Annotated in this window: 10 protein-coding genes and 1 tRNA gene; 3 read left to right on the top strand and 8 right to left on the bottom strand. The window is 68.1% G+C overall.

Going from position 1 to position 12,993, the window contains the following annotated elements:
• Window positions 1-30: 30 nt before the first annotated feature.
• Complete coding sequence (locus AC07EJ_RS06980) at window positions 31-687, bottom strand: ANTAR domain-containing response regulator (RefSeq protein WP_383885948.1); 657 nt, start codon at window positions 685-687, stop codon at window positions 31-33.
• Between the two features lie 100 nt (window positions 688-787).
• Here AC07EJ_RS06980 and AC07EJ_RS06975 point away from each other — a divergent pair.
• Together AC07EJ_RS06975 and AC07EJ_RS06970 are read left to right on the top strand one after the other, a co-directional pair.
• A tRNA-Leu gene (locus AC07EJ_RS06975) sits at window positions 788-862 on the top strand.
• Between the two features lie 105 nt (window positions 863-967).
• The gene (locus AC07EJ_RS06970) at window positions 968-1,732 is read left to right on the top strand and encodes a helix-turn-helix domain-containing protein (protein ID WP_478883901.1); all 765 of its coding nucleotides are present in this window, start codon (window positions 968-970) and stop codon (window positions 1,730-1,732) included.
• A 13-nt stretch (window positions 1,733-1,745) separates the two neighbouring features.
• On the opposite strand, the gene pyk is transcribed toward AC07EJ_RS06970, so the two are convergent.
• Both pyk and AC07EJ_RS06960 read right to left on the bottom strand, forming a co-directional pair.
• Window positions 1,746-3,182, bottom strand: coding sequence for a pyruvate kinase (gene pyk / locus AC07EJ_RS06965; RefSeq protein ID WP_393582301.1), 1,437 nt, complete (start codon window positions 3,180-3,182; stop codon window positions 1,746-1,748).
• A gap of 154 nt (window positions 3,183-3,336) precedes the next feature.
• Window positions 3,337-4,062, bottom strand: coding sequence for an SIMPL domain-containing protein (locus AC07EJ_RS06960; protein WP_478883900.1), 726 nt, complete (start codon window positions 4,060-4,062; stop codon window positions 3,337-3,339).
• A 132-nt stretch (window positions 4,063-4,194) separates the two neighbouring features.
• Here AC07EJ_RS06960 and AC07EJ_RS06955 point away from each other — a divergent pair, with 132 nt between their 5' ends.
• Window positions 4,195-5,994: a bifunctional metallophosphatase/5'-nucleotidase gene (locus tag AC07EJ_RS06955; RefSeq protein ID WP_389475198.1), complete on the top strand. Its 1,800-nt coding sequence runs from the start codon at window positions 4,195-4,197 to the stop codon at window positions 5,992-5,994.
• Here the strand turns inward: AC07EJ_RS06955 and AC07EJ_RS06950 are convergent.
• The 5 genes from AC07EJ_RS06950 to AC07EJ_RS06930 form a co-directional block, all read right to left on the bottom strand.
• On the bottom strand, window positions 5,991-7,430 hold the full coding sequence (locus tag AC07EJ_RS06950) for a lysine N(6)-hydroxylase/L-ornithine N(5)-oxygenase family protein (protein ID WP_389475196.1): 1,440 nt from the start codon (window positions 7,428-7,430) through the stop codon (window positions 5,991-5,993). The two genes, AC07EJ_RS06955 and AC07EJ_RS06950, sit on opposite strands and share 4 nt — an antisense overlap.
• Complete coding sequence (locus AC07EJ_RS06945) at window positions 7,427-8,875, bottom strand: pyridoxal phosphate-dependent decarboxylase family protein (RefSeq protein WP_393582305.1); 1,449 nt, start codon at window positions 8,873-8,875, stop codon at window positions 7,427-7,429. Before AC07EJ_RS06945 ends, AC07EJ_RS06950 begins: the two co-directional genes overlap by 4 nt.
• Before the next feature lie 174 nt (window positions 8,876-9,049).
• Entirely contained in the window at window positions 9,050-11,596 is a 2,547-nt protein-coding gene (gene pepN / locus AC07EJ_RS06940) for an aminopeptidase N (RefSeq protein ID WP_478883899.1), read from the bottom strand.
• 88 nt (window positions 11,597-11,684) lie between these two features.
• Window positions 11,685-12,056 (bottom strand): chorismate mutase, encoded by a 372-nt coding sequence (locus tag AC07EJ_RS06935; RefSeq protein ID WP_389475190.1) that lies wholly within the window; start codon window positions 12,054-12,056, stop codon window positions 11,685-11,687.
• Window positions 12,057-12,067: 11 nt separating this feature from the next.
• A complete protein-coding gene (locus tag AC07EJ_RS06930; RefSeq protein ID WP_389475188.1) occupies window positions 12,068-12,979 on the bottom strand; it encodes a helix-turn-helix domain-containing protein in 912 nt (303 codons plus the stop codon).
• Window positions 12,980-12,993: the final 14 nt, after the last annotated feature.

The raw sequence follows: 12,993 nt of genomic DNA, 5'->3' as shown, positions 1-12,993 counted from the left end.
CGGTGTGCGGTGTGCGGTGTGCGGGCGAACTCAGCCCTTCGCCGCCTTCTTCTCCTCAGCGTCCGCAATAACCGCCTCAGCAACCTGCTGCATCGAAAGCCGACGATCCATCGACGTCTTCTGAATCCAACGGAACGCCGCCGGCTCCGTCAGGCCGTACTCCGTCTGCAACACCGACTTCGCCCGGTCCACCAGCTTCCGCGTCTCCAGCCGCTGCGTCAGATCCGCGACCTCGTTCTCCAGCGTCCGCAGCTCCTGGAACCGCGACACCGCCATCTCAATGGCCGGAACGACATCACTCTTACTGAACGGCTTCACCAGATACGCCATCGCACCCGCATCTCGCGCCCGCTCCACCAGATCACGCTGCGAGAACGCCGTCAGCATCAGCACCGGAGCGATCGACTCCTCCGCGATCTTCTCCGCCGCCGAGATGCCGTCCATCTTCGGCATCTTCACGTCCAGGATCACCAGATCGGGCTTGTGCTCACGAGCCAGCTCGACCGCCTGCTCACCGTCACCGGCCTCACCGACGACGGAGTAGCCCTCTTCCTCGAGCATCTCTTTGAGGTCGAGGCGGATCAGGGCCTCGTCCTCGGCGATGACGACACGGGTCGTCAGCGGCGGGACGTGCGACTTGTCGTCGTCGGGCGCGTCTACGGGCTGGGGCGACTCGGGGGCGGTCACGATAGCTCCTAGTTCAGGGCACGGGTACTGCTTCCCAAGAGCCTACCTAGCTGCGGTAAAGTGTTGAGCCGAGGGGTGCCGAGCGTCCTTCATTTCGCAGGCCCCAGTACTCCAATCGGTTAGAGAGGCCGCTCTCAAACAGCGGACAGTGTGGGTTCGAATCCCACCTGGGGCACTTTTCCTTCGATTCGAAGGTTGCCACTGTAAGCGGATGTTCCCGTTCTCGTGAACATCCGCTTTTTGCTGCGTGGCTTCACGATCGGTCGCACAGAGTGGCCACATGTACGACATGGGCACACGCAAGCGAGCCCTGGCGTTGGTCTCGCAGGGGCGCAGCGTCAACTCCGTGAGCAAAGAGATCGGTGTCTCTCGCGCCGCTATCCGTTCCTGGCACTCACGCATCGAGCCCTTGCCTCGCATGCAGCGACACCCATGTGTCCGATGCGGGCCGGACCCCCAGTCGCCGACCGATGAAGCGGCCTACAGCTATCTCTTGGGGCTCTATCTCGGTGACGGCTGCATCAGCCCTGGTACGCGATCCGGCTACTTCCTCCGAATTGCCTGCGCCGATGCCTGGCCCGGCCTCATCGAGACATGTGCGGCTGCCATCGAGGCCATCAACCCCAGCAACAAGTCGGCCCGTGTAAAGGCAGTGGGATACATATCGGTCGTTGGATACAGCCACCACTGGCCGTGCTTCTTCCCTCAGCACGGCCCCGGCAAGAAGCACGAGCGCAAGATAGCCCTTGAGCCCTGGCAACAGGAGATCGTCGACGCCCACCCGTGGGAGTTCATCCGCGGGCTCATCCACTCCGACGGGTGCCGAATCATCAACTGGACCGAGAAGGTCATCGCCGGCGAGCTCAAGCGCTACGAATACCCCCGGTACTTCTTCACCAACCTGTCGGGCGACATCATCACGCTCTTCACCGACACCCTGGACGGAGTGGGCGTCGAGTGGCGACAGGCGAACCATCGCAACATCTCGATCGCCCGCAAAGCCTCCGTCGCCCTTATGGACACCCACGTAGGCCCAAAATACTGACCACCACTGACCGCTACTTCGGGCTGTCGTCCTCGCCGATGTGGTGGACGCGGACCAGGTTGGTGGAGCCGGAGACTCCGGGCGGGGAGCCGGCCGTGATGACGACGATGTCGCCCTTCTGGCAGCGGCCGTACTGGAGGAGGAGTTCGTCGACCTGGTCGACCATCGCGTCGGTGGAGTCGACGTGGGGGCCGAGGAAGGTTTCCACGCCCCAGGTGAGGTTGAGCTGGGAGCGGGTGGCCGGGGCCGGGGTGAAGGCGAGGAGGGGGATGGGTGAGCGGTAGCGGGAGAGGCGGCGGACGGTGTCGCCGGACTGGGTGAAGGCGACTAGGAACTTCGCGCCGAGGAAGTCGCCCATTTCGGCTGCGGCGCGGGCGACGGCTCCGCCTTGGGTGCGGGGTTTGTTGCGTTCGGTGAGGGGCGGGAGCCCCTTGTCGAGGATGTCTTCCTCTGCGGCTTCGACGATGCGGCCCATGGTGCGGACTGTTTCGACGGGGTATTTGCCGACGCTGGTCTCGCCGGAGAGCATGACGGCGTCGGTGCCGTCGATGACGGCGTTGGCGACGTCGCTCGCTTCTGCCCTTGTGGGGCGGGAGTTGTCGATCATCGAGTCGAGCATCTGGGTGGCGACGATGACCGGCTTGGCGTTGCGTTTGGCGAGTTTGATGGCGCGCTTTTGGACGATGGGCACTTGTTCGAGGGGCATTTCGACGCCGAGGTCTCCGCGGGCGACCATGATTCCGTCGAAGGCGGCGACGATGTCGTCGATGTTGTCGACGGCCTGAGGCTTTTCGACCTTGGCGATGACGGGGAGGCGGCGGCCTTCTTCGTCCATGATGCGGTGGACGTCTTCGATGTCGCGTCCACTGCGGACGAAGGAGAGGGCGATGACGTCGGCGCCGGTGCGCAGGGCCCAGCGGAGGTCTTCCTGGTCCTTGTCGCTGAGTGCGGGGACGGAGACGGCTACGCCGGGGAGGTTGAGGCCTTTGTGGTCGGAGACCATGCCGCCTTCGATGACGGTGGTGTGGACGCGGGGGCCGTCGACGCCGGTGACTTCGAGGGTGACTTTGCCGTCGTCGACGAGGATGCGTTCGCCGGTGGTGACGTCGGTGGCGAGGCCGTCGTAGGTGGTTCCGCAGGTGTGGCGGTCGCCTTGGATGTCGGGTTCGACGGTGATGGTGAATTCGTCGCCGCGTTCAAGGAGTACGGGGCCTTCGCGGAAGCGTCCGAGTCTGATCTTCGGGCCTTGAAGGTCGGCGAGGATTCCGACGCTGCGGCCGGTTTCGTCGGAGGCCTTTCGGACGTGGTGGTAGCGCTCCTCGTGTTCGGCGTAGGTGCCGTGGCTGAGGTTGAAGCGGGCTACGTCCATTCCGGCTTCGACGAGTGCCTTGATCTGCTCGTACGAGTCGGTGGCTGGGCCCAGGGTGCAGACGATCTTTGCTCGGCGCATGGTTCGAGCCTAGGGCTTACCGGTGGGTAGGGAATTGGTTGTGTGTGACTACCCAACCACCTTTGGGTGAAGGGCTATTGACAAGTGTTGAATTGTGCATGGGGGTGCTCCGATGAGCATGCATTTCGGTGCGGGCGTTGGGGGCGGGGGCTTTTTACAGCTCGGGCGGGTGCATGGTGAATCGGGCGTTGACGTTCGCGTAGACGGTCTGTCGCTGGGGTTCGAGGTCGAGGGGTGCGGGGGTGTCGTCGGGGGCGCCGGAGTAGGCGGCCATGCGCATGTGGGGTGCGCCGGGGACGGGTCCGTAGCGGTCGGGGTCTTCGGCTCCGGTGTCGGCGAGTTCGATGAGGGCGGCGAGTTGGGTGCCGAGGGCTTCGGCGTATTCGCGGGCGCGTTGGACGGCTTCGTGGACTGCTTGTCGGCGGGCGGTGGCGTGGACGGGTGAGTCGGGGCGCAGGGACCACCAGGGGCCGTCGATGCGGGTGAGGTCTTGGTCGGCGAGGCGGGTGGTGAGTTCGCCGAGTGCGGTGAAATCGGTGAGTTCGGCGGTGATGAGGACGCGGCCGTGGTAGGCGCGGATGCGTTCGGTGCGGCCGTGGCGGGTGAGTTCGGGGGTGATGGAGAAGGCGCCGGTTTCGAGTTTTTCGATGGCTTGTCCGTAGCTTTTGATGAGGTCGAGGGTGGCGGTGTTGCGGCGGGTGAGGTCGGTGAGGGCTTCGCGGCGGTCGGTGCCGCGGGCGCTGAGGGTGATGCCGATGCGGGCGAGGTCGGGGTCGGTTTCGATGCGGGCTTCGCCGCGGACGGCGATGCGGGGTGCTTGGGGGGTGCCGTAGGGGGTGGCGGTGGGTTGTGTGCCGGGCGTCGTTTCGTCGGGGGTCATGGGGTCACTGTGGCAGCAGCGCATTGGACAGTCATCGGATTGAAACCTCCTGGGTCTGTTGCGTGTTGGGTTGAGGGGCCAGAATCTACGCGCGTTGCAACTGTCGATGAGTGGTGCCGGAGGGGATCTGAGATGCCGTTGAATCGCCGGAAGTTTCTGGGCAAGTCCGCTGCTACGGGTGCGGCCGTGGCGTTGACCGGGGTGGTGTCGGCGCCGGCGGCGCAGGCGCACGGGGGCCGCCCGAAGGGGCACAAGCGGTACTCGTTCACCGTCATGGGGACGACGGACCTGCATGGTCATGTCTTCAACTGGGACTACTACAAGGACGCCGCGTACACGGACGCGGCGGGTAACGCGCAGGGGCTGTCGCGGATCTCGACGCTGGTGAAGCAGGTGCGCGAGGAGAAGGGTCGTGGCAACACGCTCCTGATCGACGCGGGTGACACGATCCAGGGGACGCCGCTGACGTACTACTACGCGCGTGTGGAGCCGATCACCGCGGCGGACGGTCCGGTGCATCCGATGGCGCAGGCGATGAACGCGATCGGTTATGACGCGGCGGCGCTCGGCAATCACGAGTTCAATTACGGCATCGACACGCTGCGTAAGTTCGAGTCGCAGTTGAAGTTCCCGCTGCTGGGTGCGAACGCTGTGGATGCGAAGACGGAGAAGCCGGCGTTCAGGCCGTATGTCATCAAGAGGTTGCGTACGCCGCACGGCAAGGACGTGAAGGTGGCGATCCTGGGGCTGACGAATCCGGGGATCGCGATCTGGGACAAGGCGTATGTGCAGGGCGTGTTGAAGTTCCCCGGTATCGAGGAGCAGGCCGCGCTGTGGGTGCCGAAGTTGCGTTCGATGGGTGCGGACGTGGTGATCGTGTCGGCGCACACAGGTGCTTCGGGCACGTCGTCGTGGGGTGATCAGCTGCCGTACGTGGAGAACGCGGCGGCGAATGTGGCGAGGACCGTGCCGGGGATCGACGCGATTCTCGTCGGGCATGCGCATGTGGAGATCGAGCAGCAGTTGGTGACGAACGAGAAGACCGGGAAGTCGGTGGTTCTGTCGGAGCCGCTGTGTTTCGCGGAGCGGTTGGCGCTCTTCGACTTCGAGTTGGAGTGGGAGAAGGGCTGCTGGACGGTGTCGTCGGTGTCGTCGAGGCTGTTGAACTCGAATGCGGTGGCGGACGATCCGAAGATCACGAAGCTGCTTGCGGACGAGCATGCGCTGGTCGTGAAGTATGTGAACCAGGTCGTGGGTCAGGCGACGTCGACGCTGACGACGGTGGATGCTCGTTATAAGGACGCGCCGATCATCGATCTGATCAACAAGGTGCAGGCCGATGTGGTGACGGAGGCGCTGAAGTCGACGCAGTACGCGTCGCTTCCGGTGTTGTCGCAGGCTTCGCCGTTCTCGCGTACGTCGCAGATCCCGGCGGGTGATGTGACGATCCGGGATCTGTCGGGTCTGTATGTGTATGACAACACGCTGGTGGCGAAGTTGCTGACGGGTGCGCAGGTGCGGGCGTATCTGGAGTTCTCGGCGGAGTATTTCGTGCAGACGGCTTCGGGTGCGGTCGTGGACGTGGACAAGCTGACGAACGCGAACGACCGGCCGGACTACAACTACGACTATGTGTCGGGGCTGACGTACGACATCGACGTCGCGCAGGCGGCGGGGTCGCGGATCAAGAACGTGAAGTATCAGGGTGCGGCGCTGGACGACGCGCAGCAGTTCGTGTTCGCGGTGAACAACTACCGGGCGAACGGTGGTGGGGCGTTCCCGCATGTGGCGTCGGCGCAGGAGCTGTGGTCGGAGTCGACGGAGATCCGGACGCGGATCGCGGAGTGGGTGACGGCGAAGGGCACTCTGAATCCGGCGGAGTTCGCTTCGGTGGACTGGCGGCTGACGCGGGACGGTACGCCTGTGTTCTAGTTCTTGAGTTCGATCAGATGAGTGTTGCCGCGTTCTCCGGACTGGGTCCGGGGGGCGCGGTTTTCGTTGGGGGCGAGGCCGAACGTGGTGAAGGCGGTGCGCCGCGGGAGGGGATAGGGGTCTTTGCCTGTGAGGGTGTTGAGGATGGTGGCGCTGCGCCAGGCGGCGAGGCCGAGGTCGGGGGCGCCCACTCCGTGGGTGTGGCGTTCGGCGTTCTGTACGTAGATGTTGCTGCCGGTGTCGGTGACGGCAGGGTCGAGGACGAGGCGGAACTGTTCGTCGATGCGGGGGCGTTGGCTGTTGTCGCGGCGGAGGTGGGGGTCCAGGCCGGTGAGGATCTGGTCGAGGGGGCGTTCGCGGTAGCCGGTGGCGAGGACGACGGCGTCGGTGGTGAGGCGGGAGCGGGTGTTCTGCCGGCGGTGTTCGAGGTGGAGTTCGACTTTGGTGGCGGCGACGCGGCCGGCGGTGCGTACGCAGACTCCGGGGGTGAGGGTGGCGTCGGGCCAGCCGCCGTGGAGGGTGCGCTGGTAGAGCTCGTCGTGGATGGCGGCGATGGTGTCGGCGTCGATGCCTTTGTGGAGCTGCCATTGGGCGGGGACGAGTCCGTCGCGTACGTCTTCGGGCAGGTGGTGGAAGTAGCGGGTGTAGTCGGGGGTGAAGTGTTCGAGGCCGAGCTTGGAGTACTCCATGGGGGCGAAGGCTTCGCTGCGGGCTAGCCAGTGGAGTTTCTCGCGGCCGGTGGGGCGGTTCTTGAGGAGGTCGAGGAAGATCTCGGCGCCGGACTGGCCTGATCCGATGACGGTGATGTGGTCGGCGGTGAGGAGTTCGGTGCGGTGGGTGAGGTAGTCGGCGGAGTGGATGACGGGGACGGTGGGGGCTTCGGCGAGGGGGCGCAGTGGTTCGGGGATGTAGGGGGCGGTGCCGACGCCGAGTACGACGTTCCTGGTGTAGGTGCGGCCCAGTGCTTCGGCTTCGCCTTCGGTGTCGAGCTGGGTGAAGTCGACTTCGAAGAGGCGGCGTTCGGGGTTCCAGCGGACGGCGTCGACCTGGTGGCCGAAGTGGAGTCCGGGGAGGCTTTCGCTGACCCAGCGGCAGTAGGCGTCGTATTCGGCGCGCTGGATGTGGAAGCGCTCGGCGAAGTAGAAGGGGAAGAGGCGGTCGCGGGTTTTGAGGTAGTTGAGGAAGGACCAGTGACTGGCGGGGTCGGCGAGGGTGACGAGGTCGGCAAGGAAGGGGACTTGGAGGGTGGCGCCGTCGATGAGGAGGCCGGGGTGCCAGTGGAAGTCGGGGCGTTGTTCGTAGAAGGCGGTGTCGAGTTCGGTGAGGGGGTGGGCGAGGGCGGCCAGGGAGAGGTTGAAGGGGCCGATGCCGATGCCGACGAGGTCGCGGGGTGCTTCGGGGTGCGGGGGCCTGGGGGTGGTGGGCGCGGTGCTCATCGGGCGGTGTTTCCTTCCACCAGTTTCAGTAGCTGGGCCAGGTCGCCCGGCTGGGTGTGCGGGTTGAGCAGGGTGGCTTTGAGCCAAAGCCGGCCGTCCATGCGGGCGCGGCCGAGTACGGCGCGGCCTTGGGTGAGGAGGGTGCGGCGGATGTGGGCGATGGTCTCGTCGGGTGCGCCGTGGGGGCGGAAGAGGACGGTGCTGAGGGCTGGGGTGTCGTAGAGGTCGAAGTCGGGGTGGGCGTGCAGGGTGGCGGCGAACTCCTGGGCCTGGTCGCAGACTTGGTCGACGAGGGTGCCGAGTCCGGTGCGGCCGAGGGCTTTGAGGGTGACGGCGATTTTGAGGATGTCGGGGCGTCGGGTGGTGCGCAGGGAGCGGCCGAGGAGGTCGGGCAGGCCTGCTTCGGTGTCGTCGTCGGCGTTGAGGTAGTCGGCGTGGTGGGTGAGGGGGGTGAGGTCTGTGGGGTTGCGTACGGCGAGGAGGCCGGCGGCGACGGGTTGCCAGCCGAGTTTGTGCAGGTCGAGGGTGACGGTGGCGGCGCGGTCGAGGCCGGTGAGCAGTGTGCGGCGGGTGGGGCTGAAGAGGAGTCCGGCGCCGTAGGCGGCGTCGATGTGGAGGCGGGCGCCGTGGGCTTCGCAGACGTCGGCGATCTCCGGAAGGGGGTCGATGAGGCCGGCGTCGGTGGTGCCGGCGGTGGCTGCGACGAGTTTGGGGCCCGGCAGGTCGGTGAGGGCTTCGTCGAGGGCGGCGGGGTCGAGGGTGCCGGTGGGGGCGGGCACGGTGACGGGGTCGGGGAGGCCGAGGAGCCAGGCGGCGCGGGGCAGGGAGTGGTGGGCGCCTGCGCCGGTGATGAGCTGGAGGGGGCCTTCTGAGGCGTGGGTTTCGCGCGCGAGGAGGAGGGCGAGCTGGTTGGCTTCGGTGCCGCCGGTGGTGACCAGCGCCTGCGGGGGTCCGGGCTGACCGGACCGTCCGGGGTGGCCTGCGCGTCCGGGCCGACCGGGCTGACCGGGGTGGCCTGTGTCGCCGTAGACCTCGTGGGCGAGTGCGTCGGTGACGAGGGTTTCGAGGGCTGAGGCCGCGGGTGCCTGGTCCCAGGAGTCCATGGAGGGGTTGAGGGCTGACGCGGCGAGGTCGGCGGCGGTGGCGACGGCCAGGGGTGGGCAGTGGAGGTGGGCCGCGCACAGGGGGTCGGCGGGGTCCGCGGCGCCTTCGGCGAGGGCCTGTACGAGGGTGCGCAGCGCGGCGTCGGGGCCGGTGCCGTGGTGGGGCAGGGGGTCGCCGGTGAGTTCGCGCAGGCGGGCGGTGACGGTGTGGGGGCCGCCGGCGGGGAGGGGGCCGCCTCGGGCGGTGGCTCCGTCGTGGAGGGCGTCGAGGACGGTGTCGAGCAACGGCCGCAGGGCTTGGTGGCCTTGGGGGCCTCCGGCGAGGGGCGGCGGGCTGCTCATGGCGGTGTCCTTCGGTGTGCGGGCGGGGCCTCCAGCCTGTATGCGGTGGCGGTGGCGTGCCCGTTGATCACAAGGATCGGAACCCGAAAGTGGTACTGCCGTACGGGGATTGGGTGGGGGTGGGGCGGTTGGTGGTACGGGGTCCGGGCACGCCGGACCCCGTACGTTCCGGCCCTAGTACGCGGTGGTGGCTGTCCTGATCTTCAAGGCGCGGGCGAGGTCGTCGAGTTGGTCGGCGATCTTGCGGCGCAGGGCGGGGATGGGGTCGTCGTCCTTGAGGCAGGTTTCGCCGAGGGTGAGGGTGTGGGTGTCGATGGCGTAGGAGGGGAAGGCCCAGCGTCCGGCGGCCTCGGCCATGGCGGGGCCGCGGCGGTGGGCGACGGCGACGGCGTCGGGGTAGTAGCGGGCGACGTAGGGGCGCAGGAGGTCGCTCTGTTCGGGCTGCCAGAAGCCCTGGGCGGTGGCGGTGAAGAGGTAGTTGGACAGCTCGTCGGTGGTGAACATGGCGTCCCAGGCGGCGCGTTTGGCGTCGGGGTCGGGGAGGGCGGCGCGGCAGCGGGCGGCGCCTTCCTGCCCGGTGGCGCTGGGGTCCTGGGTGAGTTCGGCGTCGATGACGGCGTCGTCGACAGCACCGAGTACGCAGAGGCGGCCGAGGATGCGCCAGCGCAGTTCGGGGTCGAGTTCGGGGCCGCCGGGGACGCTGCCGTTGTCGTACCAGTCGCGGATGGTGTCGGCGTGTGCGGCGCTGTCGATGAGGGTGCGCACGGCGGTGAGGCGCAGGCCGGGGTTGCTGCCGTCCTCGGTGCGGCGGATGAGGTCGGCGCACAGGTCGGTGAGGAGGGCGAGGGCGTCGGGGCGTTCGGTGGGGGTGGTGTAGCGGTCGGCGACCTGGGTGCGGGCGAAGGCGAGGACGCCCTGGACGTTGGCGAGTTCGTGTTCTGCGGGGAGGTGGGCGCGGGCGGCTTCGAGGTAGGTGAGGGGTGGCAGTTCGCCGTCGCGGACCATGTCGCGCAGGCAGTTCCACAGGACGGCGCGGGTGAGGGGGTCGGGGACGCGGGAGAGGCCGCGCAGTGCGGTTTCCTCGGAGTGGGGGTCGAGGCGGATCTTGGCGTAGGTGAGGTCCTGGTCGTTGGGGACGACGAGGGCGGGGCGGGGGCCGGGGAGGCTGTGTTCGCCGTCGGCGGGGGTGGCAGAGCCGGCGGGGCCGGCGGGAATGGCGGGGCCGGCAGGGATGTCGATGTTCCGCAGTTCGCGGCGGACGAGGGTGGCGCCGTCGATGAGGTCGCGGTCGTAGACGCCGACGGTGACGCGGTGGGGGCGGTTGCCGTCGCGGGTGAGGGTGAGTCCGCTCTGTCCGGGGTGTTCGGTGACGGTGGCGGTGAGGGTGTCGACGCCGGTGGTGCGCAGCCAGGTGTCGGCCCAGGCGTGGACGTCGCGGTCGGTGTGGTGGGCGAGGGAGGCGATGAAGTCGGCGAGGGTGGCGTTGGCGAACTTGTGGCGCCGGAAGTGGGTGTTGATGCCGGCGAGGAAGTCCTTCTCGCCGAGCCAGGCGACCAACTGCCGTAGTGCGGAGGCGCCCTTGGCGTAGGAGATGCCGTCGAAGTTGAGCAGGGCGGACGCGGTGTCGGGGACGGCGTCGGCGTCGGGGGCCACGGGGTGGGTGGAGGGGCGCTGGTCGGCGTCGTATCCCCAGGCCTTGCGGGCCACTCCGAAGTCGACCCAGGTGTCCGTGAAGCGGGTGGCTTCGGTCAGGGTCTGGTAGCCCATGTATTCGGCGAAGGACTCGTTGAGCCAGATGTCGTCCCACCATTGGAGGGTGACGAGGTCGCCGAACCACATGTGGGCCATTTCGTGGGCGATGACCATGGCACGGGTCTGGCGTTCGGTGTCGGTGACGGCGGAGCGGTGGACGAATTCGTCGCGGAAGGTGACGAGTCCGGGGTTCTCCATGGCGCCGGCGTTGAATTCGGGGACGAACGCCTGGTCGTAGGAGTCGAAGGGGTAGGGCTCCTCGAACTTCTCGTGGTAGCGGTCGTAGCAGGCGCGGGTGATGTCGAGGATTTCTTCGGCGTCGGCGTCGAGGTGGGGGGCCAGGGAGCGGCGGCAGTGGATGCCGAAGGGCAGTCCGGCGTGTTCGGTGCGGATGGAGTGCCAGGGGCCGGCGGCGACGGCGACGAGGTAGGTGGAGAGGAGGGGGGTGGTGGCCGCCCGCCATTTTCCGTTGCCGGCGTGTTCGGTGACGGAGTTGGCGAGGACGCTCCAGCCGTCGGGGGCGGTGACGGTGAGGTCGAAGACGGCTTTGAGGTCCGGCTGGTCGAAGGCGGCGAAGACGCGCTGGACGTCTTCCATGAACAGCTGCGTGTACGCGTATGTCTCGCCGTCGGTGGGGTCGGTGAAACGGTGCATGCCCTCGCCGGTGTGCGAGTAGGCCATGGCGGCGTCGACGCGTAGTTCGTGGGTGCCGGGGGTGAGGCCGGTGAGGGGGAGGCGGTTCCCGTCGAGTGCGGCGGGGTCCAGGGGCTGTCCGTCGAGGGTGACGGATCGCAGTGCGGCGGGCCTGACCTCGACGAAGGTGTCTCCGGCCGTGCGGGTGGTGAAGCCGATGACGGTGGTGGAGTCGAAGGTGTCGGCTCCGCGGGTGAGATCGAGGTCGATCGTGTACCGCTGGACGTCGATGAGCTGGGCTCGGGTCTGCGCTTCGTCGCGCGTCAGTACGGACATTGGGTCATCGTGCCGTACGCCTCTGCCGTCGGAACAGTGCGGCTCAGCAGGCGCCTGGGCCTCGGGGCTCCGCCCCGGACCCCGCTCCTCAGACGCCGGAGGGGCTGATTTTCTCCTCGGCGATCTGTTCGTGGTGGCGGATTACTTCGCTGATGATGAAGTTGAGGAACTTCTCGGCGAAGGCGGGGTCCAGCTTGGCGTTCTCCGCGAGTTGGCGCAGGCGCTCGATCTGGCGGGCCTCGCGGGCGGCGTCGGCCGGGGGCAGGGCGTGTTCGGCCTTGAGGTGGCCGACCTGCTGGGTGCACTTGAAGCGTTCGGCGAGCATGTGGACGACGGCGGCGTCGATGTTGTCGATGCTGTCGCGCAGGCGGGCGAGTTCGGCGCGGACGGCGGGATCCACGGCGTCGCGGGCCTCGGGCGCAGCGTTGTGGGTGGCGTCGGGGGCGTTGCTGTTGGTCATGGGAGGAAACCCTACGTGGCGTGAGGGCGTTCGATCGTGGGGCCCGGGGAGCGCAGCATCGGGGGGTCGTCGGGGTCGGGGACGGTGTGTGACCAGCCGCCGGGGACGGTGCGGCCTTGTTGTTCGCGGAAGCGGACGGGTGCGGTTCCGACGCGGCGGGTGAAGAGGCGGGAGAAGTAGGCGGGGTCGTCGTAGCCGACGCGGCGGGCGACGGAGGCTACGGGGAGTTCGGTGGCGGCGAGGAGTTCCTTGGCGCGGCCGAGTCGGATGCCGAGGAGGTAGTCCTTGGGGCTGCAGCCGGCGCCGCGGCGGACTGCGGTGCGCAGTTCGGCGGGGGTCATGCCGTGGCGGGCGGCGTGTTCGGCGACGGACAGAGGCTGGAAGGCGTCGCGGGCGAGGGACTGGAGGACGGGGTCGCCGTCGGGAGCCATGTCGGCGCGGGCGCGGCGCAGGGCGACGAGGAGTTCGTGGACGGCGGCGGCGGTCTCGACTTCGAGCAGGGGGTTGCCGCGGCGGGCGGCGCGGGCGATGCGGCCGACGGCGGTGCGGGCGTGGGCGGCGTCGGAGAGGGGTACGACGGGGCGTTCGGGCTCTATGTAGCCGAGTTCGGTGTAGGTGGTGGTGGCGGGGCCGGTGAAGTCGACGAAGCATTCGTCCCAGCCGGTGTCGGGGTCGGGCCCGTAGTGGTGGGGGATGCCGGGGGTGACCCAGATGAGGGCGGGTGCGGTGATGGTGGTGCGGCGGCCGTCGGGGGCCTGGTACCAGCCGCGTCCGGCGGTGATGACGACGGCGACGTGGTGGTCGAGGGTGCGGGGGCCGACGGTGGGCAGGGCGCCGTACTGGAGGCCGACGCCGAGGCAGACGAGGCCGAGGCGGTGGTGGGCGGGGCTGGGGGTGAAATACCGCATCCAGGTGTGGTACATCCGCTTGTGTCCCT

This window comes from Streptomyces sp. NPDC045026 (assembly GCF_056432625.1).
Note: the sequence above shows the minus strand (reverse complement) of the source record. Positions and strands in the feature narration are given on the sequence as shown.

Excerpts from the sequence above, each read along its gene's own strand:
- AC07EJ_RS06970 (WP_478883901.1), top strand. The coding sequence starts at position 968 with ATGTACGACATGGGCACACGCAAGCGAGCCCTGGCGTTGGTCTCGCAG.
- pyk (WP_393582301.1), bottom strand. The coding sequence starts at position 3,182 with ATGCGCCGAGCAAAGATCGTCTGCACCCTGGGCCCAGCCACCGACTCG.
- AC07EJ_RS06960 (WP_478883900.1), bottom strand. The coding sequence starts at position 4,062 with ATGACCCCCGACGAAACGACGCCCGGCACACAACCCACCGCCACCCCC.
- AC07EJ_RS06955 (WP_389475198.1), top strand. The coding sequence starts at position 4,195 with ATGCCGTTGAATCGCCGGAAGTTTCTGGGCAAGTCCGCTGCTACGGGT.
- AC07EJ_RS06950 (WP_389475196.1), bottom strand. The coding sequence starts at position 7,430 with ATGAGCACCGCGCCCACCACCCCCAGGCCCCCGCACCCCGAAGCACCC.
- AC07EJ_RS06945 (WP_393582305.1), bottom strand. The coding sequence starts at position 8,875 with ATGAGCAGCCCGCCGCCCCTCGCCGGAGGCCCCCAAGGCCACCAAGCC.
- pepN (WP_478883899.1), bottom strand. The coding sequence starts at position 11,596 with ATGTCCGTACTGACGCGCGACGAAGCGCAGACCCGAGCCCAGCTCATC.
- AC07EJ_RS06935 (WP_389475190.1), bottom strand. The coding sequence starts at position 12,056 with ATGACCAACAGCAACGCCCCCGACGCCACCCACAACGCTGCGCCCGAG.
- AC07EJ_RS06930 (WP_389475188.1), bottom strand. The coding sequence starts at position 12,979 with ATGTACCACACCTGGATGCGGTATTTCACCCCCAGCCCCGCCCACCAC.